At 54.9% G+C, this 26,670-nt stretch carries 27 protein-coding genes and 1 tRNA gene; 3 read left to right on the forward strand and 25 right to left on the reverse strand.

Going from position 1 to position 26,670, the window contains the following annotated elements; translation table 11 throughout:
• Positions 1–87: 87 nt before the first annotated feature.
• The 3 genes from PV433_RS05020 to PV433_RS05030 are packed head-to-tail and all read right to left on the reverse strand — an operon-like array spanning position 88 to position 3,835.
• Positions 88–1,194 carry a Ger(x)C family spore germination protein gene (locus PV433_RS05020; RefSeq protein ID WP_332071088.1) on the reverse strand — a complete coding sequence of 369 codons (1,107 nt, stop codon included), beginning with the start codon at positions 1,192–1,194 and terminating at the stop codon, positions 88–90.
• Positions 1,185–2,303: a GerAB/ArcD/ProY family transporter gene (locus PV433_RS05025; protein WP_332071089.1), complete on the reverse strand. Its 1,119-nt coding sequence runs from the start codon at positions 2,301–2,303 to the stop codon at positions 1,185–1,187. The genes PV433_RS05020 and PV433_RS05025 overlap by 10 nt, the downstream gene beginning before the upstream one ends.
• Positions 2,300–3,835: a spore germination protein gene (locus PV433_RS05030; protein ID WP_332071090.1), complete on the reverse strand. Its 1,536-nt coding sequence runs from the start codon at positions 3,833–3,835 to the stop codon at positions 2,300–2,302. The genes PV433_RS05025 and PV433_RS05030 overlap by 4 nt, the downstream gene beginning before the upstream one ends.
• 268 nt (positions 3,836–4,103) lie before the next feature.
• On the opposite strand from PV433_RS05030, the gene PV433_RS05035 reads away from it, so the two are divergent.
• Positions 4,104–4,177, forward strand: a tRNA-Pro gene (locus PV433_RS05035).
• Between the two features lie 108 nt (positions 4,178–4,285).
• On the opposite strand, the gene galE is transcribed toward PV433_RS05035, so the two are convergent.
• The 3 genes from galE to galT are packed head-to-tail and all read right to left on the reverse strand — an operon-like array spanning position 4,286 to position 7,469.
• Complete coding sequence (gene galE / locus PV433_RS05040; protein ID WP_332071091.1) at positions 4,286–5,275, reverse strand: UDP-glucose 4-epimerase GalE; 990 nt, start codon at positions 5,273–5,275, stop codon at positions 4,286–4,288.
• Between the two features lie 23 nt (positions 5,276–5,298).
• The gene (locus tag PV433_RS05045; RefSeq protein WP_332071092.1) at positions 5,299–6,489 is read right to left on the reverse strand and encodes a galactokinase; all 1,191 of its coding nucleotides are present in this window, start codon (positions 6,487–6,489) and stop codon (positions 5,299–5,301) included.
• On the reverse strand, positions 6,486–7,469 hold the full coding sequence (galT, locus tag PV433_RS05050; RefSeq protein ID WP_332071093.1) for a galactose-1-phosphate uridylyltransferase: 984 nt from the start codon (positions 7,467–7,469) through the stop codon (positions 6,486–6,488). Before galT ends, PV433_RS05045 begins: the two co-directional genes overlap by 4 nt.
• Positions 7,470–7,689: 220 nt before the next feature.
• Between galT and PV433_RS05055 the strand changes: the two genes are divergently transcribed.
• A complete protein-coding gene (locus PV433_RS05055) occupies positions 7,690–8,937 on the forward strand; it encodes an ROK family transcriptional regulator (RefSeq protein WP_332071094.1) in 1,248 nt (415 codons plus the stop codon).
• 145 nt (positions 8,938–9,082) lie between these two features.
• On the opposite strand, the gene PV433_RS05060 is transcribed toward PV433_RS05055, so the two are convergent.
• The 3 genes from PV433_RS05060 to PV433_RS05070 form a co-directional block, all read right to left on the reverse strand.
• Positions 9,083–9,358, reverse strand: a complete 276-nt coding sequence (locus PV433_RS05060; protein ID WP_332071095.1) for an HU family DNA-binding protein — start codon at positions 9,356–9,358, stop codon at positions 9,083–9,085.
• Between the two features lie 172 nt (positions 9,359–9,530).
• Positions 9,531–11,009 (reverse strand): stage IV sporulation protein A, encoded by a 1,479-nt coding sequence (spoIVA, locus tag PV433_RS05065; protein ID WP_190925221.1) that lies wholly within the window; start codon positions 11,007–11,009, stop codon positions 9,531–9,533.
• 501 nt (positions 11,010–11,510) lie between these two features.
• Positions 11,511–12,824 (reverse strand): ABC transporter substrate-binding protein, encoded by a 1,314-nt coding sequence (locus tag PV433_RS05070; protein WP_332071096.1) that lies wholly within the window; start codon positions 12,822–12,824, stop codon positions 11,511–11,513.
• A gap of 271 nt (positions 12,825–13,095) precedes the next feature.
• Here PV433_RS05070 and PV433_RS05075 point away from each other — a divergent pair, with 271 nt between their 5' ends.
• Positions 13,096–13,998, forward strand: coding sequence for a helix-turn-helix transcriptional regulator (locus PV433_RS05075; RefSeq protein ID WP_332071097.1), 903 nt, complete (start codon positions 13,096–13,098; stop codon positions 13,996–13,998).
• A 139-nt stretch (positions 13,999–14,137) separates the two neighbouring features.
• On the opposite strand, the gene PV433_RS05080 is transcribed toward PV433_RS05075, so the two are convergent.
• The 16 genes from PV433_RS05080 to PV433_RS05155 form a co-directional block, all read right to left on the reverse strand.
• Positions 14,138–14,896 carry a hypothetical protein gene (locus tag PV433_RS05080; RefSeq protein WP_332071098.1) on the reverse strand — a complete coding sequence of 253 codons (759 nt, stop codon included), beginning with the start codon at positions 14,894–14,896 and terminating at the stop codon, positions 14,138–14,140.
• Between the two features lie 39 nt (positions 14,897–14,935).
• Positions 14,936–15,277, reverse strand: coding sequence for a 2Fe-2S iron-sulfur cluster-binding protein (locus PV433_RS05085; protein ID WP_332071099.1), 342 nt, complete (start codon positions 15,275–15,277; stop codon positions 14,936–14,938).
• Positions 15,274–15,927, reverse strand: coding sequence for a hypothetical protein (locus tag PV433_RS05090; protein ID WP_332071100.1), 654 nt, complete (start codon positions 15,925–15,927; stop codon positions 15,274–15,276). The genes PV433_RS05085 and PV433_RS05090 overlap by 4 nt, the downstream gene beginning before the upstream one ends.
• Positions 15,890–16,183: a 2Fe-2S iron-sulfur cluster-binding protein gene (locus PV433_RS05095; protein ID WP_190925230.1), complete on the reverse strand. Its 294-nt coding sequence runs from the start codon at positions 16,181–16,183 to the stop codon at positions 15,890–15,892. The genes PV433_RS05090 and PV433_RS05095 overlap by 38 nt, the downstream gene beginning before the upstream one ends.
• A 19-nt stretch (positions 16,184–16,202) precedes the next feature.
• A complete protein-coding gene (locus PV433_RS05100) occupies positions 16,203–16,373 on the reverse strand; it encodes a DUF2768 family protein (protein ID WP_317891148.1) in 171 nt (56 codons plus the stop codon).
• Positions 16,374–16,564: 191 nt separating this feature from the next.
• Entirely contained in the window at positions 16,565–17,794 is a 1,230-nt protein-coding gene (locus tag PV433_RS05105; protein WP_332071101.1) for a fibronectin type III domain-containing protein, read from the reverse strand.
• A 472-nt stretch (positions 17,795–18,266) separates the two neighbouring features.
• The gene (locus PV433_RS05110) at positions 18,267–18,548 is read right to left on the reverse strand and encodes a stage VI sporulation protein F (protein WP_190925237.1); all 282 of its coding nucleotides are present in this window, start codon (positions 18,546–18,548) and stop codon (positions 18,267–18,269) included.
• Positions 18,549–18,623: 75 nt separating this feature from the next.
• A complete protein-coding gene (locus tag PV433_RS05115) occupies positions 18,624–19,670 on the reverse strand; it encodes an NAD(P)H-dependent glycerol-3-phosphate dehydrogenase (protein WP_332071102.1) in 1,047 nt (348 codons plus the stop codon).
• Entirely contained in the window at positions 19,667–20,302 is a 636-nt protein-coding gene (gene plsY / locus PV433_RS05120; protein ID WP_190925239.1) for a glycerol-3-phosphate 1-O-acyltransferase PlsY, read from the reverse strand. Before plsY ends, PV433_RS05115 begins: the two co-directional genes overlap by 4 nt.
• 159 nt (positions 20,303–20,461) lie before the next feature.
• Complete coding sequence (gene der, locus PV433_RS05125; RefSeq protein WP_332071103.1) at positions 20,462–21,784, reverse strand: ribosome biogenesis GTPase Der; 1,323 nt, start codon at positions 21,782–21,784, stop codon at positions 20,462–20,464.
• Positions 21,785–21,908: 124 nt separating this feature from the next.
• On the reverse strand, positions 21,909–22,538 hold the full coding sequence (locus PV433_RS05130) for a YphA family membrane protein (RefSeq protein WP_332071104.1): 630 nt from the start codon (positions 22,536–22,538) through the stop codon (positions 21,909–21,911).
• Positions 22,539–22,785: 247 nt separating this feature from the next.
• On the reverse strand, positions 22,786–24,012 hold the full coding sequence (gene rpsA / locus PV433_RS05135) for a 30S ribosomal protein S1 (RefSeq protein WP_332071105.1): 1,227 nt from the start codon (positions 24,010–24,012) through the stop codon (positions 22,786–22,788).
• A 122-nt stretch (positions 24,013–24,134) separates the two neighbouring features.
• The gene (locus tag PV433_RS05140) at positions 24,135–24,710 is read right to left on the reverse strand and encodes a lysophospholipid acyltransferase family protein (RefSeq protein WP_332071106.1); all 576 of its coding nucleotides are present in this window, start codon (positions 24,708–24,710) and stop codon (positions 24,135–24,137) included.
• A gap of 1 nt (position 24,711) precedes the next feature.
• Entirely contained in the window at positions 24,712–25,395 is a 684-nt protein-coding gene (gene cmk, locus PV433_RS05145) for a (d)CMP kinase (protein WP_190925248.1), read from the reverse strand.
• A gap of 169 nt (positions 25,396–25,564) precedes the next feature.
• Positions 25,565–25,822 carry a hypothetical protein gene (locus PV433_RS05150; RefSeq protein WP_332071107.1) on the reverse strand — a complete coding sequence of 86 codons (258 nt, stop codon included), beginning with the start codon at positions 25,820–25,822 and terminating at the stop codon, positions 25,565–25,567.
• Between the two features lie 116 nt (positions 25,823–25,938).
• On the reverse strand, positions 25,939–26,592 hold the full coding sequence (locus PV433_RS05155) for a flagellar brake protein (protein ID WP_332071108.1): 654 nt from the start codon (positions 26,590–26,592) through the stop codon (positions 25,939–25,941).
• Positions 26,593–26,670 lie beyond the last annotated feature (78 nt).

Consider the following 26,670-nt stretch of genomic DNA (forward strand, 5'->3'; position numbering starts at 1 on the left):
TCCCCTGATCCGCATCGATTGCGGAAGCGTCCGTTTGCTCCTATGATGCGGCAAAACGGCCCTGTTGTCAATTCGCTGCCGCTTCGGCTATTGCATGATTCCGGTGCCGACGACCCGGACGCTCGTAACAAGCCGGATATCCGCCTCCGCAAACGATTCCGCCCACCGGTCTTTCACCTTCTCCCATTCCCGGTACGTGTAAGCCCGGGCGTACATGCCGAAGCCAACCGGATCGACCCGGTGCTTCTGAAGCTTGCGGATCAGGCTCGTAACCTCTTTATCCAGCTCCGCCTGGATGATCGGTCCGATCTGCTCCTCCTGCACATCGGAATTCAGATTCTCCGATATGGCCGCATCGAGACTCAGCTTCACCTGAAACACGAATTTGCCCTTTTCGAAGGTTGGCCGGATTTTCGTCTTCGCCCGTTTGACATAAAAGCTGGCCCGGTTGTTCAGCAGCTGTCCGTCCGTCGAGGCGGCCGGAAGCGGGATCGTCAGCGACGTATCCGCCTTTTTCTCGTTTTGCAGCAATTGGAGCAGCGTCGTTTCTTGAAGTCCGAGTGAAGTGGCATATTTCCCCCGCTCATCAAGCAAAGCCGCCCCCGTTATTTCCAGCTGCCGCTTTTTCTTTAGCTCGGCAACGAAAGGGGTCATTCCCTTATCGAACATTTGACGATGAAATTCCTGCACAGTCGTCTTAAACGAGATGTTCCGGCGGCTGGCCGTATCGATCAGCTTGGCGATATGCTGGGACAATCGCGGCTTATCCTCCGGAGTAAACTCCATAAAATCCGCCACGCTCCCGTCGACGGCAATAATCCTGCTGTTAACGGTCATCTTTGCGTCGCGCATTAAGGTGTCCAGCAGCTTAAACCAGCCGGGCTGTTCCAATACTTGCTTCCCAATCAGGATCGATTGGATTTTGCCGCTTTTGGTCATCGCGGTCACCATCGAATCCAGCCTCCCTCGAGCCTGACGAATGGTTGTCGCCTTAACGCCGTAATCTTCCGTCTTTTGCTTCGCCTCTTTGCTGAATACCGGACTGGATGTATAGATGAGCAGCTCGTTGTCCTCATTAACGTCGATACCCAAAGTCAGGGCGAGTGTAATGTCCTCCAGATTCGTCTGGTCGTAGCAGCCGCCCAGAAGCATTGCAAGCAGGGCGAAGACGATGCCTGAGCGCATTATCCGCATTCACGCCCCTCCGTCCTCCGTTTTTTTCGGATCAGGTCCGTTATTGCCAGCACGAGGAGTAGGGCAAATGGTGTCACATAAGCCAGTACAAGACCGCTTCTGGACCAAAGCTGTTCCATCAGGCGCAGCCCCTTGACCGTAGGAAAATAAAACACCGATACGGCAAATATCGTCCCCGCTATCGCGTACACGTGCGGCGCATGATCCGCCTGTCCGGTCAGCCTGCTTGCACAATGTCCGGCCAGCATCAGCAGCGGGGTCCAGGTAGTCGACAGCAGGAATAAATAAAACGCCAGAAACACGATGTCGAACCGCTCCAGAAAGTGAAATTCAATTATCTTCAGCAAGCTTAAGGTCGGCCAAGTAAATTCCGCAATCTGGTCCGGGCTGTAAAATAAATTGCTGGAAAAAATAACGAGCATAAACACGATCATGGACAACGTGTTGGCAATGACCACCCCCGTATACGCCTGCTCTTTCCGAAGGAGGAACGGGTACAGGAAAAACCCAACTTCGAACCCGAGGAAGGAAGGGGCCGTCAGTTTTACCGCTTGCAGCACGCCTGCCCAATCCCCTTTAATCAACGGGAGGATATGGACCAGATGGCTGTCCTTGAGCGGCGCGATCAGAAAAAACGGAGCCGCTAGCGAACAGTAAAATACAAGCTCGGCATAACGGCCGAGTATGCGAATACCGCTGCGGGCCACCATCACGGTCGGCAGCAGAAACAGCAGCACGATCATATACGCCGGAGTTTGCGAGAGAACCCACACCTTCGTAATCGAAACGGATGTTGCGAGTACAGCCGCAAAGGCAGCCGCAAAGTACGCGAGCCAGATGACAGCGGCGGCCCGGCCCGCCCATTTGCCGAACAAACGCCGAATCAAATCGAGAATCGTGTCGTCCGGATACCGGCGCATGACCGCGACGATGCACAGACTGGTAATTACGGCAATTGCCCAGCCGAGCACAATCGCCATCCAGCCGTCGGTGCCCGCAGTTTTTGCCATTTCTCGCGGCAGCGTCAGCAACCCTACCCCGACCTGGCCCCCATGAATGATCGTGATATATTGCATCAGCGTAATTTCATTGAATCCGTATCGTTTCATTCCCCTTCACCGCCCGGTTCCGGCTCTCCCAGCCTGCGGCTCTGCTTCGTCCTCGTCTCCTTCGGGCGGTCCATCATGCTCCACAAGGGAAGCCGGATCAGCGTATCCTTCCAATCGGAAAAGCGGACTGGAGCAAACGGCGTCCCGTACGGGGTGCCCAGCGATTCGAGCGAGATCAGGTGAGCGACCAGGATCATCAGTGCGATCGCAATGCCGATCAGTCCGAACATCGAAGCGACGATCATCACCGGAAACCGAAGCAACCGAATGGCCGAAGCCATGTCGTAACTGGGCAAAATAAAAGACGCAATCGCAGTCGAAGCTACGATAATCACCATGATGTTGCTGACGATGCCCGCCTGTACCGCAGCCTGCCCGATCACGATCCCGCCGACGATGCCGACCGTTTGCCCGATCGGCGAAGGCAGCCGGATTCCCGCCTCCCGCAGCATCTCCAGCGTGATTTCCATAACCAGAGCTTCGATAATGGGCGGAAACGGCACACGTTCCCGGGACTCGCCTATCGAGATGAGCAGATCGAGCGGAATGATCTCGTAATTAAACGAGATGACCGATATATAGATCGCCGGCAGAAACGTAGAAAGGATAAAACCCAAATACCGGAGCAGCCGCATAAAGGAAGCGATCGGCCAGCGGGTGCTGTAGTCGTCTACGCTCTGGAAATAAGAGCAGAAGGTGGCGGGGCCGATCAACACGCTCGGCGAACGGTCGACGATGACGACGATCCGGCCTTGCAGCAAGTGCGAGGCCGCCGTGTCGGGCCGCTCCGTGGCAATGAACTGGGGGAACGGCGAAAAGGGATTATCCTCGATATATTCGGCAAGCTCTCCGGAATTCAAAATGCTGTCCACTTTAATTTTGCCGAGCCGGTCCGTCATTTCCTTCAGCAGCTCCGGCTTGACAAGATCGGCGATGTATAGGATCGACAGCTTCGCTTTGGCGCGCGAGCCCACGATCATCTCTTTATTTTTTAACTCGCGGCTCTGGATATACCGGCGAATAAGCGCGACGTTTTGGATCGCCGTCTCTACGAACCCTTGGTGCGCTCCTTTCAGAGACGCTTCGAGCTGCGGGTCTTCGATCGCCCGCTGCGGCCAGCCTTGGGTACGGATGAGGTACGCCTCGCCGGAACCTTCGACGAACAGCACGCTGCAGCCGTCAAGGATGCTGGTCTCGACGGCGGACCACTGCCGCGTCTTGTATGCCGGTCCGGCCGATATGCCAAGCTCCCCGCTTTGTTTCTCTTCCTCGATGAGCGGACGGATGATATGCTGGTCGATCGAAATCTTGTCCGTCATGCCTTCCAGATACACCAGTGCGGCCTGCTTACCGCTTGATTTGATCACCAGCATCCGGACGACCAGTTCCGGGGTGAGACTGAACAAAGCGTACAGATCCGACAAGTTGGTATTCAGATGCCGGGCAATCTCGTTCCTGATGATTTGCGCAGCCTGCCGGCTCGATTGCAGCGACGCTTCGCCCCTTAACCACCGCAGCCACTTTGATTTCATGATCCGTTGTCCCCGTTTCGCGAGTTCCGTAACTTATACTCCATAGAATGGAAGCTTAGGAAGATCTCTATTCGGCCACACGGTTTCCATTTCATGCCTGACCGCCTGGAGGAACCACTTGCCTGCCTTCGTCATGTACTGTGGAATCGGCGCGGGACGAAATCAAGTTGTTTTTACATGCGTCATATCGTTAAATTATGGCAGAGAGTGCTTTACAAACCGTTAACACCCCATTATAATGTTACATATTGAACCGAGTTTCTGTCATCGGGGTATAGCGCAGCCTGGTAGCGCGCACCCTTGGGGTGGGTGAGGTCGCACGTTCAAATCGTGTTACTCCGATCGATCAACAAAAACCGTTTTCTTCCTGCAGCGTTGCAGATGAAGAAGACGGTTTTTTGTTCGAGAAAAGCGGCGCAGTCGCTCTTACCGCGAAAGCGCCGCAAGTATTCAGTCTCCGTAACCCTGAGGATGTTCCTTATGCCAATTCCATGCCGTCTCGATGATCGTTTTCAGATCGTTGTAGCGCGGCTTCCACTCCAGTACTTGCTGCGCTTTCCCGGAAGAGGCGATCAGCACGGCCGGATCTCCGGCTCTGCGCGGCGATACCGCAGCCGGTATCGGATGGCCGGTCACTTCTCTGGCCAGCTCGATGACCTGTTTGACGGAGAAGCCCGTACCGGAACCGAGGTTGAAAATATCGCTCGAGTTGCCGGCGCGCAAATAAGCAAGCGCCCGCAGATGAGCGTCCGCAAGGTCCATTACGTGAATATAGTCACGGATGCATGTGCCGTCTTCGGTCGCATAATCGTCGCCGAAGATGCCAATCTGCTCCCGCTGGCCGAGCGGCACTTGCAGGATGATCGGGATCAGATGGCTCTCCGGCGTATGATCTTCGCCGATCGTCCCGTCCGGATGAGCTCCGCATGCGTTGAAATAGCGAAGCGATACGAATTTGATCCCATAAGCCTGATCGCACCAGCGGAACAAATTTTCCATGGCGAGCTTCGTTTCCCCGTACGGGCTTTCCGGACGGGTCGGGGCGGTCTCCTCGATCGGAACGCGCTCCGGCTCCCCATACGTGGCGGCCGTGGAAGAAAAAACGATTTTGTTCACTCCGTGCCCGGCCATCGCACTAACCAGGGAAAACGTGCCAAGCAGATTATTGTCGTAATACTTGAGCGGATTGCTGACACTTTCTCCAACCAGGGAGCTGGCGGCAAAATGAATGACCGCTTCGATTTCATTTTCGGCGAATACCCGGTTCAGAAAGCTTGCGTCGCGGATATCCCCCTCGTAGAATCGGGCTGCGGCCGACACGGCCGATCGGTGTCCGGTTACCAGATTATCGACAACGACTACGTTCTCCCCGCGGGAGATCAGCTCGGCAACGGTATGACTGCCGATATATCCGGCACCGCCGGTGACAAGAATGGTCATGCTTGAGCTCCTCCTACCTGACTTTATAGCTGCCTCGCACCGTCTCCGATGTCGCAGACGTAAAACGACGGGGTAAGTCCCGTCTTGGCCGTGTAACGCTCGGCGACGATCCGCTGGAACGCCTCAACAGCCTCGTCGCGGACGATGCTGACCGTACAGCCGCCGAAGCCGGCTCCCGTCATCCGCGTCCCGATACAGCCTTCGATCGCGCAGGCTTCCTCGAACAAAGTGTCCAGCTCGAAGCCGGTCACCTCGTACAGATCGCGCAGCGATACATGAGAAGCTTTCATCAGCTCGCCGAATGCGGCGAGGTCGCCTTGCTCCAAACTGGAGCAAGCCTTCAAGACCCGATCGTCTTCCGTGACCACATGCTCCGCCCGGCTGCGAATGAGCGGATCGGGAATCGCGTCTTGGACCCGCTCCCACTCGGCCAGCGACAGCTCGCCAAGACTAGAGAGGCCGGGCAGCTTTTCCTGTATCCACTTTAACCCATCTTCACATTGCTGTCTACGCTCATTGTATTTGGAATCGGCCAGCCCTCTCCGCTTGTTCGTATTCGTAATGATCAGCTTGCAGCCTTCGATACGAAACGGAACATACTGGTATTCCAAAGTATCGCATTTCAGCATAACGGCGTGAGCTTCCTTGCCCATACCGACCGCGAACTGGTCCATAATTCCGCAGTTGACCCCGACAAACCGGTTCTCCGCCCTCTGGGACAGCTTCACCAGATCAATCATCGGCAAATTGATCCCGGCCAGAGCCGCCAGAGCAATCGCCGTGACAAGCTCGATCGAAGCTGAGGAAGATAACCCCGCTCCGTTCGGGACGTTGCCGTCGTACAGGACGTCCGCACCCTGGAGCCGGTGCGCGTGCGCTCCTCCCTCCAGCTGGAGCAGCTCCGACAGCACACCCTTGGGATAATTCGCCCAATCGTCTTCCTGACGGAACCGCACATTAGCGGTCCGGACGTCGGCTTCCGCCGAAAACTGCATCGAACGGAAACGGTACAACCCATCGGTGCGAGGCTTGACCAGCGCATACGTGCCGAACGTCAAAGCCGCCGGAAACACATAACCGCCGTTGTAATCGGTATGCTCGCCGATCAGATTAACCCGGCCCGGGGCAAAAAACAGAACGGCTCCCTCCCGATCGCCGAACCGCTCTGCGAACGATTGCTGAAGCAAGCCGATATCGTAAGTCACAACCGTCATTGCAATCTACCGTCCTTTCTCAGGAAGCGTTCATACGCCTCGCGCATTTTCGGCGCCGTCTCCTCCACCGCCATCGGGTTCGCGGCCGCCCAGGCACCCATTTCCGAGGAAGCGTACCACTTCATTTTATCTTTGTCTCTTAGAGGCGGGTAAAACTCGATATGAAAATGATAATACGATTCCGCATCGTCCCCGTTAACCGGTCTTTGATGGATCACCATCATGTACGGGAACAGCTTGTCGAACAGCTGATCCATCGCTCCGGTAGTATCCCGCAGTATCTCGGCAAGCGCCGTCTTCTCTTCCGGCGTAAAGTCCGGCAGCGCCGTCATATGGCGTTTGCTTACGATAAAGACGCCGTATGGATAGTCCGTAAAATACGGCAAATAACATAAGAAATGATCGTTCTCGATGATGACCCGTTGACGGAAAGCCGCTTCTTCCCGGTTCATGTCGCAGAACAGGCAAGTACCGTTCTCCTCATGGTGCAATTTGCAGCTAGCCAGCTCCGTCTTCAGCTTGAGCGGCATATGCGAATACGCGTAAATTTGCCCGTGCGGATGCGGCATCGTCACTCCGCACTCCTCGCCGCGGTTTTCAAAAATCATCACGTACTGATGGCGCGGGTCTTTGGACAGCTCGGTGAAACGTTCGATCCATAAATCGATCAGCTTGCCGATATGCGGAACCGACAGCTCGGGCAGCGTTTTCGTGTGGTCCGGCGAGTAAAGCACGACCTCGCATTTCCCGTAAGACTCCTCCGCTTTATACAGCGACGTTGCGACCGGATCGGGCTCCGGCGGATTGGGGCTTAGCGCTGGGAAATCGTTTTCGTACATGTGCACGTCGTAATCATCCGGCACTTTGCCGGAGCCCGGGCAGAAGGGACAATACCCTTTCGGCATGTGCGGCCGGTTTTGCCGGTTTGAAGCCACCATGATCCAATCCCGCAGCAGCGGATTGTAGCGCAGTTCGGCCATGGAACATCCTCCTTAAGCGAAGTCGGTTAGACTTTATTAATTATTTTAATTAACTATACCCTATAATACTCACACAACCGTATAAATACAATCGAAAAATTATATATCCCTCGAAATTTCGCCAGAACGTCCTTATCACGCAATTGATTTCCAAAACTTAATTAGTTATTCTAATAAAGAGAGCTTTACACTACTCTATCTCGCAGACAGGATGAATCCGATGATCAAGCCGTTGATCGGCAGCTTCCAGCTGATGAAATCGCTCAACCGCACGCTCGTGCTGACCACTATACGCAATCTCGGACCGATCTCGCGGGCGGACATCGCCAAGAAAACGATGCTGACTCCGCCGACGGTAACGAACATCGTAAGCGAGCTTCTGGAACAAAAATTTATTATAGAAAGCGAGGTCGGCGCATCCAGCGGAGGCAGGAAGCCGATCTTGCTCAAGCTGAATTCCCGCTCGTTCGCGATCGTCGGGGTTGATGTCGGAATTACGTCGATCAAATCGGTATTGACCGATCTGGACGCCGGCCTCATCCGCGAGCTGCGCTGTCCGCTGCCCCCCCGCCCCGATGCGGACACGTTTCTCGAGTTGTTGTCCCGGTCCGTAGCCGAGCTGATCGCATCGGCCGCAGCGGAGCAGACGGTGCTTGGCATCGGCGTCGGCATGCACGGGCTGGTCAATCCGGAGGAAGGCGTCTCCATTTTTGCCCCGAATTTGAATTTGCGGCAAGTCCCGATCCGCGCCGCGTTGGAAAGCGAGTTCGGACTGCCGGTGTATGTGGAAAACGACGTAGTCGCCATGGCGCTCGGAGAGTTATGGTTCGGGGGCGGGCAGTTGACTGATCATTTTATATGCGTCAATATCGGAGTCGGCGTGGGGGCCGGCATCGTGCTGAACCGGCAAATTTTTAGAGGGAGCAGCTACTCCGCAGGCGAGCTCGGCCATACGACGGTCGATCTGAACGGTCCCCGCTGCAGCTGCGGCAATTACGGCTGCCTGCAGGCGCTCGTATCCGGACCGGCCATCGCGGAAAGCGTGCAAAACGAGATCGCTCTCGGGCGCAAAAGCGCGCTGCTTCCGCCGGTTCCTTCGGACCTCGCTTCGATTACCGGCGAGCACGTCTACGAGGCGGCCTTGCAAGGAGACGAGTTGGCGCTGGAAGCGTTCGGCAAAGCCGGCCGTTTGCTCGGCATCAGCTTGACGAACATGATCCATACGCTGAATCCGCAAAAAATTATATTGGGCGGAGGCGTCGCCCAAGCCGGAGATCTGCTCACCGGTCCGCTTAACGAAACGGTGCGATTGCGCGCCCTCGAGTCGTCTGTAAGCAGCCTCGTTATCGAAACTTCCCGGCTCGGAGACAGAGCCACGGCGATCGGAGCCGTTACGGCGGTGCTCAGCCGGATTTTCGAGCTGCCGCAGCTTCAGGGCGAAACAGCCGTCATTCATTCGGAAGGTTAAGCGCACGCTGCACGGACAAGCTGCCGCAAAAGCGAACAAGCGCCGGCACGAATCGTGCCGACGCTTATTTATAGTTGCAGCCTTATATCGGATCAGTGCGAAGTTATAAGGAACCTCGCCAAAGCGATACCGTATGACGACTCCGTTATTGGGCGCATACATCCCGCAATTGCTTGCCGGGCTTAAATGCCGGAACCTTGCTCGCCGGAATGTCGATTTCCTCGCCTGTTTGCGGATTACGCCCTTTGCGCGCAGAACGTTCACGAACTTCAAAATTGCCGAAGCCCACAAGTTGAACTTTGTCCCCGCCTTGCAAAGCTTCTGTAATCGCATCGAACACGGCATCAACCGTTTTCGTTATATCCTTTTTGGACAAGTCGGTCGATTCCGCCACCTTCGCGATCAACTCCGATTTATTCATGCCATTCACCTCCCCCTTCGCGTTCTAATGCTTGTATTCTCTGTGTTCACCGTTTCGGCGGAAATTATACGTGCGGCGCGAAAATATTCGAAAATAGGTGCAGCAAGGCCAGCCGATCCCGCAACAAAAACGCGCAAGTCTCTCCATACGGAGAAACTGCGCGTTTTGGAATTTAGAGAATAATCGCGATCAAGCCGCCGGAGCCTTCGTTTATAATGCGTCCGAGCGTTTCCTGCAGCTTGTAGCGCGCGTTGTCCGGCATCATCGCCAGCTTACCCTGGATGCCTTCCCTGACGATCGAGTGCAGCGATCTTCCGAAGATGTCGGATTCCCATATTTTCAGCGGATTGTCTTCGAAATCCTGCATTAGATAACGGACCAGCTCTTCGCTTTGCTTTTCCGTGCCGATAATCGGAGCGAATTCCGACTCGACGTCGACGCGGATCATATGGATCGACGGCGCCGTCGCTTTCAGCCGGACTCCGAATCGGGAGCCTTGGCGGATCAGTTCCGGCTCGTCAAGCGACATATCTTCGAGGCTCGGAGGCGCGATCCCGTAACCGGTCGTCTTGACCATCTCAAGCGATTCCGCGAACCGGTCGTACTCGCGCTTCGCGTGGGAGAAGTCCTGCATCAGCTGGAGCAGATGGTCTTTGCCACGGATTTCCACGCCGACGACTTCCATCAAAATTTTATCGTACAGCTCATCCGGAGCGTAAAGGTCGATCTCGGCAACCCCTTGCCCCATATCCATCCCTGCAAGAGCGGCGCGCTCGATGAAATCGTACGTATCGAATTGTCCGACGACCCGGTCGACGTCGCGCAGACGGCGGATGTCCTTGACGGTATTGCGGACCGAATTCTCGAAGTGCGAACGCAGCCAATGGTTCTCGTCCAGCACCATCACCCAGCTTGGCAAGTTGACGTTGACTTCGTGCACCGGGAATTCGTACAGCACTTCGCGCATCACTTGCAAAATATCGTCTTCGGTCATCGCCGCCACGCTGGTGGCCATAACCGGGATATCGTATTTGGCGGCTAATTCGTTGCGCAGCTCGATCGTCTCCGGGGCTGTCGGCTTGATCGAGTTGACGATCAGAATGAACGGCTTGCCGACTTCCTTCAGCTCGTTGATCACCCGTTCTTCCGCCTCTTCATAAGAGGAGCGGGGAATTTCCGCGATCGAACCGTCGGTCGTCACGACGACGCCGAGCGTCGAATGTTCCTGTATGACTTTGCGCGTGCCGATCTCGGCCGCTTCCTGGAACGGAATCGGCTCTTCGAACCAAGGCGTCGTGATCATGCGGGGACCGTTTTCGTCCTCATACCCTTTCGCTCCCTGCACGGCATAACCGACGCAGTCGACGACCCGGATATTCACGTTAAGCCCTTCGGCCACGTTCAACCGAACCGCGTTGTTTGGCACGAATTTCGGTTCCGTCGTCATGATCGTCCGGCCCGCAGCGCTTTGCGGCAATTCGTCGGTAGCCCGGACCCGTTCGGCTTCGTTCTGGATGTTTGGCAACACCAATGTTTCCATGAACCGTTTAATAAACGTAGATTTCCCTGTCCGGACCGCGCCTACGACTCCGAGATAGATGTCCCCTCCCGTGCGCTCCGCAATGTCCTTAAAGATATCCACTTTCTCCAATGAGATCCCCTCCCAGCAGGATGATGAACGAAGCAGATGTCGCAACCTCGATTGTTGACGGCTGCCGGCCGAATCACAGTGCGACGATACTCGTACATGCTTTTGAACTAGTAAAAAATATATGTACTAGGATTCGCTTTATGACAGGAACGGAAGAAAAGTTTTTTCACTCCGTCCTGTTTGCCGGATGACCGCTCACAATGCCCCTCCTCCAAGCCATTGCCTGCGCCAAACTATCAATCGCCCGGCTATCAAGTCGGTATGATGCATAGGCATAGATCGACAGAAATAGTCTACAAAACTATCTTCTTCCAGCTCCTCTGCGGTAAAGTTACCCTTCAACCACTATATGTAGCCTGCCGGACAGTTATTCGGAACAACTGGCTTCGCCCGGCAATAATTCGCCCGTATCTCCCGCCGTTCCCCGCCCGCTCCGCCGGCCCGGCAAAAAAAAGAAACCCCCGACAGGTTTGGGGGGTTGAGCACGGGGGTGAGGCTTCGTTATTTGATCGGATCGTCCGTGATCTGCTTCTTGATGTCTTCCTCGGCTTTGCGCAAGGCGGTATTCAGATCGTCCGGCCCGCCGACGAGCCGGTCCACCAACTGACTCATCCGGGAGCGCGCTCCGCCGTCATAATACGTGCTGACGATCGGCTTGGCGATTTTCTCCGCCGTAAACGCCTTAATGTTTTTGCCTTGCAAAATCGGCAAATCTTTGCCGAATTCCGCCATCACTTGCTCGCTGCGCAGAACCGATACGCGCCCTTTGCGGGAGTTAGCCGCTTGAATCTCGTCCGATACCAAATACGCGAGCACTTCAAACACTTCTTCCTTATGCTTGCTGGTCGGCACCATCGAGAAGAACGGCGCGTTCATCTGCGAGCCGACGTCCTTCATGCCATCGAAGTGCGGCAGTGTGACGACATCCCAGTCCAGCCCTTTCTCCACCGCGGCCGGGAGCAGATCCAGCGGGCTCGGTCCGACCCGCATCGCGAGCGTTTGGCGGTTGAAGAAATTGACGTCGTCGTCACTTGCCGGCTCGTTATTCGGGATCGTGTAAAAGCTGGTCATCGTCTCGACATACTTTTTCCACTGTTCCGTATTGACGGTCGGGGCGAACGTTTTCGGATCAATAAACGTAAGGCCGAGCTGGTTGCGATAAATCATGTTGAGCGCGTTCAGCTTAATCCCCTTGTATTTCGTACCGCCTTCCATCCGGGATATTTGCTTGGTCAAGTCGTAGATCTGCGTCCAGGTCATACCGTCCTTCGGATACGGCACGCCGAACTTATCGAAGATCGATTTATTGTACACCAGCGTCGTATTGTTCAGCTCATACGGCATGAACAATATTTCGCCCTTCGGCGAATACGATTTGATCGATTCCAGCACGCCCGGAGCAAACCGGTTCAGATCGAATTTGCTTTTCTCGATATAAGGCGTAAGGTCGGTCATCACTTGAAACTTCATCGCCTGGAATACGCCGCCCGCTGTCCGCGCCACCGCGTCGAGCTCCGTTCCCGACCCGATAACGTCTTCGAGCATCGCTCCTTTGGCTTCCATCATCACATTCAGCTTGATGTGGGGGAACTTCGTCTCAATTTTGCTTTTCAACTCGTCAACCAGTTCCTTGGAATAACCGTTGTACAAAAAAGTCAGCGTAACCGGATCACGCTTCTGGGACTGCGGATCAGCGGGGGCGGCCTCATTTCCCGAGCTTGGCGCGCCTCCGCATGCGGATACGGCGACCGATAGCAGAAGCGCCGCGGCAACCGGCAGCAGCTTGGCTTTTTTCTTTTTCCTGTTCCTAAGCATCTTCCTCTCCCCTTTCGATTGCTCTCCTATGTTGTTTGCGCTTTCAATTGTAACCCGGGTTGCCGTTATATACTTGTCTATCTTTGATCAAATGAATGTCACAATATTGATCGCGGCCTTTGCGCGCCCCCTTCGCTTCGTTCACTCCTTCCAACCGTTCGTGCGTTTTGACCGTTCGACCGTTCCCATACCCGAGTTGCCTACCAACATCTTCATATTCTATAATTCATTACAAGCGGGAACTATTTTGTTCGGGAAAAGGGGATGTATCGTGAAACTAGATCGAGTCCTAATCAATCAACTGCCCGTATCGAATCCGATCGTCGAGAACAATTTCCGTCGGTTTCCCATTTATTTGAGAAATGAATCGTTGAGGTATCATAGATACAAAATGCACGTTCAGCCGGGCATCGAGATTAATCTGAGCTTGGCGGGAACGGCGGTATACGTGGTCGGCAGCCGCATCTATAAAACGTCGCCAGGGCATATCCTGTTGTTTCCCGGCCACGTTCCACACCAGGTGTTCGTCGACAACGCCGACAAGTACAAACGCGTCGTCCTCTGCATCGACGATGCCATGTTGCAGGCGATGGCGGGCAGTCCGGCACCGGCCCATTCGCTGGAATGGTTCGGCAGCGTCCCCTGCCACCATATCCGTCTATCGATGAATATGTTCGCGCTGTTTAAACAGATCGTACAGCTGATGCACACCGAGCTGATGGAGCAACGAAGAGGCTGGGAGCAGATGATGATGGCCCAGTTGACCAGCTTGAGCGTCATGATCGGGAGAATGGTCGACGAGCAGCTCGCCGCTTACCAACAATCGCGGGGGCCTTGCCTGCCCGAGGATTTGGCGGACCGGTGCTGCCAGTATATCGAATCTCATCTGCATGAGGATTTGTCTCTGCAAAGCGTAGCCGAGTTGTTCCACGTCAGCCCCGAGCATCTGACCCGTACCTTTAAACGTGAAAAAGGCGTCGCCTTTTACCAGTATGTACTGCTGCAGCGCATCCAGGAGAGCAAACGTCTGATGCTCGCCCGCAGTGACATCTCGCTCACCGATATCGCTTATACGCTCGGATTCGCCTCTTCATCGCATTTCAGCCGCATCTTCAAAAGCGTCACCGCGATCACCCCGCGGGAATTTCGGCATCGCTCGCAGTCCGGGCTGTAGTCAGCGGCTCAGCGGCTTTGCGGCGATATGTATGCGCTTAAGCGGCAGCGGTGCTTGTGCGATGCTTGTGCGATGCTTGTGCGGGCATACCGAAGAACCATCCGGCAAACATCCGGACGGTTCTTCGGTAATGGAAGGTTCAATGAGCGGCCGAGGAAGCTTGCGGCTCGTTGTTGACCCAATAATAAGGAAATGATTTGGCCGGCACGAAAGGCGATTCCGTCACCAGTACTTCGCGAAGATCCGAGCCGGCGTCCGCCGACTTCATTCCTTTGCGCTGCATCGCCTGCATAATATCGGCAGCATAATCCACCGCGACCGTCCCCTGCTTGTCGATGACGAAGCCGGCATATTGGCGCGAGTAGACGCTTTGCACTTGCTCCGCCTTGATGCCCAGCTTGGTGAAATCGAGCCGGAACACATCCTGGCCGGCCGGTTCGCCGGTTGGCACCGCGCCGTTATTCGCCGTTTTGTAGCTATCTACGCGCTTTTGCAAATCGCCGGTTTTCTGGTACGCAACCACATCGATCAGCTTCACTTCCGGCTTTTGTTCCGGATGGACGAGAACGAACAAGTACGATCCTCCATTTTCGAAAGCGATCGTAGGAATTTGCCCCAAATACGGGCCTTGAATCAGTTTTTTCAGATCCAGCACATATTTTTCGTACAGCGGCGTATCCGAAACCGAGTTTTTGATCGGCAACACGCCGGTTTTTTCTTTGTATTGATTCACCGCGTTTTGCACGAGCATCACACTATCGGAGACGTTCGTCTGGTTTTCTTTACGCATTTCTTTCGGGTACATGCATCCCGCCGCAACCGTCAGCAGCATCGCCACAGCAAGAAGACCGGCCAGTCTGCCCAGCAGATTGCGCCGGGCTTTATCCATCGCTTGCATCTGATCTATCCTTTCTGAAAGTAGGCTGTCGTCGTACGGTTACCAGAGGTCGTCCTCGCGCTGCTTGGCCAGTTGAGCCCTTACCGCGGCCTTTAACGGATCTTCCGGAATGTTCACCGTGCAGTTCCCCGTTACTTTCGCCTGACATGCCAGCCGGACGCCTTCCGTGAGCTGATTGCCGAGCTTGTGCTTCTCGTTATCGGAAGGCGCGGACAATCCCTCGCCGGACGCCGCCGATACTTTGCACATGAGACAGGCCGCATTCCCGCCGCAGCGGGTGCGGATGAGCACGCGCGCCTTCCTCGAGGCGTCCAGCACCGAGGTGCCCGGCTTGACCCGAACCGATTTGTCATCAGGCAAAAAACGGATGTCGAAGGTCATGGCGTGCGTACCTCCCAGTCTGCGGGCAATTGAAGCAGGTTGCGGATCAGTTCCGTATAGGCCGGACCGATCCGGTTGCGGCCCAGCATAACTGCAAGCAGCGGCAGATGGGCTTCCGGCTGCTCCCGCATGGCATCTGCAATCGGCTCATACCGGTCCGCCCGGTTACGAAGCACGTTAAACAGCAGTTCATGGGCAAGCGGCATAAACTTCACCGGGACGCCGCCGATCCGGCCGGCCCAGGCATAATCGGCCAGCAATTCTTCTACCTGCACTGTATATTCCGCGTCGTCCTTATGGACGGTAAGGCTGCATACGAGCTCGGCCTGCAAACCTTTTATCGAGTAATGGCTCAGCATCGAGCCGTACATGCCGGTTTCGCTGTAAGCCTGCTCGTCCGTCGCCAGATCCGCCAGGCGGCCGTGCAGCTCCACAGCGAAGCCGGCGTCCGCGTACACGTCCAGGTCCCGCGGGATGGCATCAAGCAGCACGCCCTGCAGCAAAGCGCCGCAACTGCCTCCCACAAGCCATGCCGCCTCGCAGCCTGCCAGCTTTTGTCCAAGAACGGCTATAGCTGCTGTCACATGAGAGGGAACGGACTCCAGTCTGGGCTCAAAAGTAAGGCTTGTTTTGGACGGTAATCGCTCCATCGCTATTCACCTTCGTTTGGCATCCCAGCCGGAATCCTTCCTCTAACTCCTCATCGTCGAGCCCGAGCAGCTCCGCCTTGTTCGGTTCGCTCAAATATTCGATCCCTTCCAGCACCTGGCATCTGCAGCGCGAGCACGTCCCCCGCTTGCAATTGAAACCCCAATCGACATCCGCCTGGAGGGCGAGCTCCAAAATCGTCTTGCCCACCTCGGCTTCCACCGTTTTTTTTCTGCTTCGGCCTATCAGCTCAATCAACTTCATTCCCTCCGTCTACTCATAGAATCGATAGTATCATGTACACGACGGACACAAGCAAGATGACGAAAGCAATAATCGTCAGTATGATGCGTACGAAACCTTTGGTTTTGATTCTGGCGAATGTAATAATAAAGGAAGCCAAAATCATCAGCCCCATCCCGATGAAGGAGGCCCACATTTTATCCATGCTGCTCAATTAATATCACCCTATGCCATTAGTTCTATCGTCCCTGATTATAGCATTCCGTCAGTCGTTTGTGAAATTGACGATTTCCCGACATTTCCGGCTTTCCGGCCGTTCGGAACAAAAACGATACAATGAAAAAGAACCGCTGCGGTCGATCCGCATACGGTTCAGCACAGTATTCATACGTTGGATTACTCGGAAGAATAAGCGTTGATCTCGAACGATACGATGCTCGGGAAGGCGATATAGTCGGTTCTTTGGGCGAACGGACCGCGGTTATTGTCTCCGCGATTAAGCGGATATACGCCCGGCGCTCCCCAGCCGCTCGCCCGGTTGTCGTACCAGGCAACGAATGCGTTCGCTTGCGCCAGCGTCAGATCGTACTCTTTGATCGCGCCGGTGTTCAATAGAATAACCAGCAAGGCCCGGTCGGGGGCGGGGGCGTAAGGAGTCGCGGCGGCCGATGTGCTTGGCGCGCTTTCTCCGGCCCCGTTAACGGCGGTAAAGACGTAAGAGTATGTCGTCCCGTTGGTCGCCGTCAAGTCCGTATAATAACCGTATACGCTGCTGCCCACAGTTGTATAAGTGCCGCCGACGCCCGAAGTCCGCTTCACGTTATAATATACGGCGCCGGTTACGGTCTCCCATTGCAGCATCACCTTGCCGTCACCGGGCACGGCTGTCAGATGAAGCGGAGCCGCTGGGGGCCGAAGCGACGGCACCGCCCAGACCGGCTGCGAGTTCGGGCTCTCTCCGAACTCGTTAAAGGCGGAGACGACATAATAATACGGAATGCCGTTAGCGACTGCCGTGTCGCGGTAGCTGGTTCCGTACACCGTTTGTACAACCGAATACGGTCCGTCATAGGAGTAGGGCGATTTTTTTACATGATATCCCGTCGCATACGGTTCGGCGTTCCAGACGAGATCAACCGCCCTGTCGGATGGGGCAGCGGTTAGCCCCGTCGGAGTGGAGGGGACGATCGGCGAAGGCGAGCCGTACAGCTCCAGCTCATATACCTTGACCAGCGTTCCCGGGTCGGCCGACGTCAGGCGGACCGTCTTGACTCCGGATACTTGAATCGGGAAAGGAGCGGTCGGCTCCGTCGTGGTCGCTCCCGAACCGGCTACCCCTACCCCGCGTTCGTCGTACAGATGGAGCTGGGCATGAGGCGAGTCGGCATAAAACAAAAATCCGTTCACATCGACCGGCCGGGCAAAGGTCCAGCTGTATGCGATCCCTCCCACCGTTTCGTACGTTTGCATCAACCCGTCGGTCATTTTGTACAAAACCATTCCCGGGGCAGTTGCCGGTTTGCCCCTCAAGAGCCCCTGAAGCGGCGCACCGGAATCCGCAAACGCGTTCGTCCCTCCAAATAACAGGCTTGCGATCAGCAGCAGCAGCAACCAAACTTTTTTCAACAGTTTTCTCTCCTTTTATGAGTATTCGCACGCACTAAGAACGTACGTTCTCATTGTAAGGAGATCGACGAAAGCGGACAACTTGTCACAATAGACGAAATTTACATTTTAGATAAGAAAACTTTCTATTGAAACCTTCGCCATTATAGTAACACCTCGACCTGTTGACAGCACCCGGCTCATAAAATGCTTTCTAGCGTCCGGATGGCACCCGGCTTCGTTCGAACGGAATGCGCATGAGCCTGTTCAAACGATATGCATACGGGCCTCACTAAAACGTGAACGCGTTCGGCTTCGCTCTAACGAAATGTCTACGGGCTAAGCTAATAACGCTGCATGGGAGGTCCTTGCGTTTGGAAATCGCCATGTCCCCGAGACATGCGCCCCTTTTGGAAACAGCCCCCTCTCTATACTTTCTCGACAAAAAAACGCAAACCCGGATGACCGGATTTGCGTTTTCTTTGCGGCGACCTTACTTTTTGCCCATGATCATTTTCATCAAGGACTCCATATTGTTCGGATTCAAGCCGCTCTTTTGTACGGCACTAATAATCTCGTTGACGGTCGATTCCGAAACCGGTACGTTCACCATCCCGGAAACTTGCTTGATCAGCTGCCGAAGCTGCTTTTCATTCTGCATCGTGGACGGCTTCACTCCGCTCGCCAGCTTGTAGATGTCCTTTTCCGAGACGGATTTGCCGGTCTTTTTGTTGACGGTGTTCAGAACGTCCTTGGAAATATTTTTCCCGCTCATGCCTGACCTCCTTAAACGGTGACTTACCGTATTGTATGAGGCCGGAGGCTAGAGCGTGTAGGCGGGACGCAACGATTAGAGCGTCCATTTCTCCGCCGATTCCAGGGCGATATCTTCGATCTCATGGGTGCGCAGACGTCCCATCAGTCGGCCGACGGCGATTTGCGGCTCTACGCCGGCAAACAGCACCTCGTGCAGCTGCTCGGTGATCGGCATCGACACTTCATATTGCTGCGATAAGGAGTAGGTCGCCTTCGTCGTTTTGACGCCTTCTACGACCATCCCCATCGTCTCCAGCACTTCATGCAGCGGCTTGCCTTGTCCGAGCATATAGCCGGCACGCCAGTTCCGGCTGTGCTTGCTGGTGCACGTTACGACCAGATCCCCTACGCCGGCCAGCCCGGCAAACGTAAGGGCATTACCGCCCAAAGCGACGCCCAGTCTGGCGATCTCGGCCAGCCCTCTTGTGAGCAAAGCGGCTTTGGCGTTGTCGCCGAACCCGAGTCCGTCCGACATGCCGGCTCCGAGCGCGATAATATTTTTCAGGGCGCCTCCGAGTTCGACACCTGTAACGTCCGGATTCGTATACACCCGAAAATACGGGCTAATGAGAACATCCTGCGCGCGCTGAGCGGCCTCCAGCTGATCGGCGGCCACGACGACGGTAGTCGGCGAGCGCTGAATCAGCTCCTCGGCGTGACAAGGACCGGACATTACCACCAGACGTCCCGGATCGATTTGCGTCAGCTCCTCGGCGAGAACCTTCGTCATCCGCTTCATCGTCTCGGGTTCAAACCCTTTCGTCGCATGGATGACGATCGCGTCCGAATCGAGAAACGGCCGCGCCAGACGAGCGACCTCCCGCGTAGCATGAGACGGGGCGGCGAAAATAACTGCTGTCGCGCCGGTGAGCGCTGTCTCCATCGAAGCGGTAGCCGTGATGCGCTCCGAAAGCCCGAAATCTCCCGTATACTTCCGGTTTTTCCGCTCCCGGTTCATCTGCTCGGCCTGCTCTTCTTTTCTCGTCCATACCGTTACGTCGTATTCATTGTCCGCCAGTAGAGAGGCCAGCGCCGTTCCCATACTTCCTGCGACGAGAACCGCCGCCCTGCGCAGACTCATCCGGCTTTCCCCTTTCCTGCGGCCGTTCCGCTTGCTTTTTGTCCGATCTTGCTTTCCTTGCCTTTCACCAGCTTCACAATATTGGTCCGGTGACGAACGAAAGCGAATATAGCGATTAACAAAATCCCCCAGAACACGTCGACCGGATAGTCCATAAGCCAGACGAGAACAGGCATCAGGCCGGTAAACACCAGCGAGCCCAAGGAGACATAACGAGTTGCAGCGATCAGTAAAATAGCGGCTATCCCTGTAATAAGCGCCGGGATAAAGCACAGCGTAGCGGCGACACCGATCGTAGTGGCAATTCCTTTGCCGCCTTTGAATCCGAAATAAATCGGCCAGTTATGTCCTGCGATTGCCGCCAAGCCGGCTAATATCGGGATATAGGATACATCGGAGCCAGCTCCCAGCCATTTGCCGATCCAGACCGCCCCGATGCCCTTAGCCGCATCCAGCAGCAGAACAGCGATGGCCGGCCCGACGCCGATGACGCGCAGCGTATTGGTAGCGCCCGCGTTGCCGCTTCCATGCTTGCGGATATCGATTCCTTTAAACCATTTTCCGTACAAAAAACTAAAGCTGATCGAGCCGAGCAAATAAGCTACGATTACCGGAACAAACGTGTGCACCAACCAATCTCTCCCTCATGAACCCCGATTCGAGCGAGTCTGCCCGCTCTAACTATTCGGACTCTGCTCCGTGCCTGCGAAATTACAGCCCGCCTGGGCGAACAGCTTGACAGGGCGGACAAACGTTCGCAGCCAAAAGCAGGGACACTATTTCGCAGGTCCCTACTCGTCGTCCGTCTTCTTGCGCGTAAATAATCGGATCGGCGTACCTTCAAAACTGAAGGCCGCGCGGATGCGATTCTCCAAATACCGTTCATACGAGAAATGCATCAACTCCGGATCATTGACGAACAGTAGGATGGTCGGCGGCTTGACCGATACTTGCGTAGCGTAATTAATGCGCAGCCGTCTGCCCTTGTCGGTCGGAGGAGGATTAAACGCTACCGCGTCGGAGACGACATCGTTCAGCAGATGCGTCTGTACCCGCATCGAATGCTGTTCGCTTACATCGATCACGACCGGCAGCAGGCGGTGCAGCTTCTGCTTGGTTTTGGCGGACACGAATACGACCGGCGCATATGTCATAAACAGGAAGTGGTCGCGTATTTTTTCCGTAAACTGCTGCATCGTCTTGTCGTCCTTGTCGACGATGTCCCACTTGTTGACTACGAAAATCGCGGCCTTTCCGGCTTCATGCGCATATCCGGCGATATGCTTGTCCTGCTCGATAATGCCTTCTTCGCCGTTAATGACGACAAGCACAACGTCCGCCCGCTCGATCGCGTGCATCGCTCTCATGACGCTGTACTTTTCCGTCGATTCGTACACTTTGCCGCGCTTGCGCATCCCCGCCGTATCGATCAGCACGAACTTCTGTCCGTCCTTCTCGAAAGGCGTGTCGATCGCATCCCGCGTCGTTCCGGCCTGATCGCTTACAATCACGCGCTCTTCGCCCAGAATCGCGTTGACGAGCGATGATTTACCGACGTTCGGTCTGCCGATGACGGCAACACGAATCGTATCCTCACCGTACTCCTCGTCATCTTGTTCGGGAAGGATGTTCATCACAGCCTCCAGCATATCTCCGATACCGATGCCGTGTGCCCCCGATATGCCGATCGGGTCTCCGAATCCGAGCGAATAAAACTCGTAAATATCATCCTGCCGTTTCATGTTGTCCACTTTATTAACGGCCAATATGACCGGTTTTTGCGCGCGGTACAACATCTGCGCCACTTCCGTGTCCGACGGCGTAATGCCTGCTTTGGCATCTACCATGAAAATGATGGCGTCCGCTTCCTCGATGGCAAGCTCCGCCTGCATACGGACCGACTTCAAAATCTCGTCCTCTCCGTACACTTCAATTCCGCCGGTGTCGATGACGCTGAACGATCTGCCCATCCATTCCCCGACCCCGTATATCCGGTCCCTGGTTACGCCGGGTTTATCTTCCACGATCGCGAGCCGGTCTCCGATAATCTTATTAAAGATTGTCGATTTGCCGACGTTCGGACGGCCTACGATCGCCACGATGGGACGTGCCATGCAGCTTCAACTCCCTAATCCCTAAATTACTCACGATAACCATCATAACAAATTCACCCAACAAAGTGAAGTTGCTCTTGACGCAGGATATGCCGCAATTCCTTTTTGCATATTGGCAGCCTTTCTATTTTCTAGTTTCCCTCCAGCGGTCCGCCAAGCTTTTGGATACTTCGCGGACGGAGCCGACGACCGTCTCGGCAGCAGACGACATCAACCGTGCGGAACCGACAGCCAGCCACCATTCGTCCTGGAAAGGAAGTCCTGCAAAAGGCATAGCGGCTTGTCCTTTGTGAACATATCCGTACAAGGCGCTTCCGCACAGCAGGGCAAAGCTGAGGCATGCGATCTGATCCGCCGGTCTGCGGACAAGTATCGCAGCTAGAAGCGCCAAAATCAACGCCGCTCCGAATGTGACACGGCTGGGAAGGAAAAAAGGGTCGATGTCGCCCATATGCTTAAGCAAATAATAAACCGATGCAAGGAACAGGCCGAACGACAAGCCGTGCAGCCCGCCCAGAAACGAACGCTGCCTCCGCAAAGCGGCTCCAATGAGAATCAGCAGCGGCACGATCACCCCGTTCACCGCCCAGCCTTTTCCCATGAATACATCGAATCGGCCCGCCACACACCAGGCTGCAAAAAAAGTCAGGATGGCCCGGTCGGACACGCCCCGAAGCAGGAAGGTTTTCCAGCCGCTCGCCAGCAAAATAAACGTTACCAAAATAAGAATCCAGCTCAGAAAGCCTGCATTCATGCCGCATCTTCCCCCGTCTCCAATGCTCGCCTTACGAAAAAACGCTTCCTTTCGTCTGCTCGGTGCCGCGTTGCCAAACCTTCATACAGCAGCTCGCGTCTGTTTAGTATTTGTAGAGTTCACCCTTTTTAATAAGTTATTCGCAAACGAAGACCCCCGCCATGAAGAGGCTGATTTTGACGCAGAAAAACAAAAAAACGGCCTCTGTGAAGAAGCCGTTTGTCATTTCATTCAGGTTTTGCAGGTCTTACTTGAACTTGCTCAACTTGTCGCCGAAACGCTCGCCCAGCGTCATGTTGAGGCTTTCTCTAGGAGGAATCGGTTCGTTATGGTTGCTGCCGCGGGAACCGCCGCGATCGCCTTTGCGCTCGCGTTCCGGCTTAGCAGGCGCTTCCGGAGCTTCTTCCGTTTCTTTGATGCTGAGGGAAACGCGTTTCTCGGCTGGATTGAAATCCAGTACTTTCACATTCACTTCTTGCCCTTCCTTCAACACTTCATGTGGAGTGCCGATATGGCGGTGGGCAATTTGCGAAATATGAACGAGACCTTCGACGCCCGGAGCGATTTCAACGAATGCGCCGAAGCCGACAAGACGTTTGACGGTGCCTGTAACGATCTCGCCGGTCTGGAACTTATCGGCAGCTTGCTGCCAAGGACCCGGCTGGGTTGCGCGAATACTGAGGCTGATCCGGTCGTTCTCCGGGTCCAGCTTCAAGATCTGAACCTTCACCTTGTCGCCTTCCGCTACGACTTCGGAAGGCTGCTGGACATGATGCCAGGCCATCTCGGAAATATGAACGAGACCATCGATGCCGCCGATGTCTACGAATGCGCCGAATTGAGTCAGGCGTTGAACCGTTCCGTCCAGCTGTTGGCCAACTTGCAGTTCGCCCATCAATTTTTTCTTGTTTGTTTCGAACTCTTCGTCCAATACGTCTTTTTGGGACAGGACGACTTTGTTTTTCTCGCGATCCAGTTCTTTCACTTTCAGGCGAAGCGTGCGTCCTTTGTAGTCGGAGAAATCTTCTACAAAGTGGCGCTCTACCATCGAAGCCGGTACGAATCCGCGAAGGCCTACGTCAACGACAAGACCGCCTTTGACAACTTCCTTCACCTGTGCTTCGATAACCGTGCCCTGATCCAGCTTGGACTGCAGGTCAGTCCACGATTGCTCGCTGTCTACGGCGCGCTTGGACAGAAGCAGCTTCTCTTTGCCGTCGTCCAGGCTCAGCACTTTCAGTTCGATTTCCTGTCCGACTTCCACCGCTTCAGCGGCGTTGTCCAAAGCGACGTTGGACAGCTCTTTCAGAGGAACGACGCCATCGTATTTATAACCGATATCGACGATTGCCTGATTATCTTCAATTTTTACGATTTTGCCTTTAACGACGTCGCCTTTCTTGTAGGCCACTACGCTTGACATATCCTGGCTGACGTTTTCTGCATTTTCTTGTACGTTGATCTCTTCTGACATTTGAATACCCTCCTCGACTGACAACCACAAACTGATCATCAAACCATAACTTTAGTATAATTCCAAGATACCATTTCCATACGCCCGAAGCAACGTGCGAGTCATTTTGAAGCGCCGCACGCTCACTTCCGAGCGGTTAGCAGCTCCCGTATGGAAGACATAATATGCTCGGTAGCCTGTTCGAGCGAATCCGAACTGGTCGATTCCCGGTAAGCGGACAAGTCGACCGGCTTTCCGTACACAATTTTTATTTTGCTGAACATCTTATAATTTCCAATAATACCCACCGGAATCACAACCGCGCCGGAACGCAGCGCCAGACTGGCGGCACCTTTCTTGCCCATACCGCCGCCCCGGGTTCCTTCGGGAAAAATCCCCATTACGCCGCCTTCTTTAAGCAGCTGCAGGGCGTGCCGGATCGACTCCTTGCTGACGCCGCCCCGTTTGACCGGAAAAGCGCCGACATTGCGGATAATAGTACCCAGCACCGGAACTTTAAACAGTTCCTCCTTCGCCATAAAACGGACGACCCGCTTAAGAGGGGTGCCGACGAGCGGAGGATCAAGCGTACTTATATGGTTGGAGGCCAGTATGACCGCCCCTTGCTCCGGCACGTTCTCCGTGCCCGAAACTTCCAGCCGGAAGAACGTGTTGAAAAAGACGCGGCATACGAATCTGCCGAATCGGTACAACTGCATATTATCGGGTCCCCTTGCCTTCGGCCGATTTAGTAAGCTCCAATATCCGTTCCACGACTTGTGGTATAGCAATACCGGTCGTGTCGAGCAGGACCGCGTCACGGGCGCGCACAAGCGGCGATACTTCGCGCTGCTCGTCCATTCTGTCCCTTTCGGCGATCTCCCGCTCCAGCTTCTCGAGCGATACGTCTTCGTTCCTGGCTTTCATCTCCAAGTAGCGGCGCTCCGCTCTTTCCTTCACGCTGGCAGTCAGAAATATTTTAACTTTGGCGTCAGGCAGCACGTGCGTGCCGATATCGCGGCCGTCCATCACGACTCCTTCCGCCTCCGCCATCTCCTGCTGCTTGGCTACGAGAAGCGTCCGGATCTCCGGGATTGCCGATACCGCCGATACGTTCTGATTGACCTCAGGAGAACGAATAAGGCCGGTCACATCGCTTCCGTCCAGCAGCACCTGCTGGCCATGCTCGCCCGGAAGCAGCTCGATCCGCAGTTTCGATGCTATCTCCACAAGCTGTTCCCGGTCTTCCGCCGTAATGCCCGACTGAAGCGCTTTCCAGGTAACGGCACGGTACATCGCTCCCGTATCGATATAAATAAAGCCGAGCTCCTTTGCTACGAGACGTGCAACGGTGCTCTTCCCTGCGCCTGCGGGACCGTCGATCGCAATATTGAATTTGTCCAACGGAAAGCGTCCTCCTTGTATCCTTTGCGGGTCGATCGTGAAGGGAGTGAAAAAAAGCAGGCCGCGCCTGCATCCATTGTAAATTATACCATAGCTGATCCGACGTTGCAAAGTTAGATGCACGCTCCGGCCCCTTAACTACGCCCCGGCGGCCCCGAGCGGGAATCTTTCAAGATCCGGAATTGCGGCCATAGCTCCGCTCGAAAGGAACGCCCTCCAGCTTCTCTACCTTGACCGCCCATTTGCGCACCGCCGGAGACAACAGCAGAAGCTGCGCGAGCAGCAGCGCCGCCAAGCCTGTCCATACCGCTATGCGCAACAGCCGTTCGATCCGGTTCGACACTTCGATGAAAACGGTCTCGTATTCCGTAACGTCCCGTTCCTGAGCTTCTGCCTTCCGCTTGCGCGATTCGCTGCGGCTGATCATACTCCGGCACCTTCCTGTTAAGTCCGTTGGCGACACCATGTCGCAATCGGCTCATTCGGATCTGACGTCTTGAAGTGTGTCCAACAGCTCCCTCTTTTATGCAGCCGCGCCTGAAGTTATCTTTTGCGGACATCGAGCTGCCGCTCGAAGCAGTACCGGATGATGCGCTGCCGCTCGCTGTCCGCTATTTCCGTATACTGCACCATTATGATCAGTTTGCCGTTCTCCAGCGTTTTGATTCGGACGATCTCGCCTTTGAAGCCAGCATGCTCGATCTGCCCGTTGCGAAGCGGAAGCAGCAGCCAGCAGCCCACCATATCGCCCCGTTTGACCGGAACCCGGCTATCGCACAGAAAGGAGACGCCTCCGCCGCCAACGTCATCGGTGAAAGCCGTAAACATCAGCTGATCGTTCAGCTTGACAGCCAGTTCAAGCTCGGCCGGAACCCGCAGGAAATTGCGTCGCTGCACTTTCGTAATCTGCTCTTCCTCGGGGGCTTTGATCAGAATGAGCCGGATCACTTCTTCCTTGAATCCGAGCACGACGGTATTAAAGTAGTTTTTGACCCCGCCTTCCGTCATAAAATAAGCGTTGATCTGGTCGCCCGCATACAATCGTTTCAGCTTGCCGGTCGTAGCATGTATAGGAACTTCAAGCGATATGTAATTCGGAGTCATATCGGCAATCCGCGACTTGTATTCTTGCATGGCTTCTTCAGGGTCGATGGAATTTACCTGTAAATATAAAATCTGGTTCACTTTCGGAAGCAAATTCAGGACCTCCCAACCATGTGTAGTTCTTTATACCCATTATAATATCAATTAGTCCTATTATAACATGGAGACACC

Source organism: Paenibacillus sp. GYB004, assembly GCF_036577605.1.
Taxonomy (GTDB): domain Bacteria; phylum Bacillota; class Bacilli; order Paenibacillales; family NBRC-103111; genus Paenibacillus_AB; species Paenibacillus_AB oceani.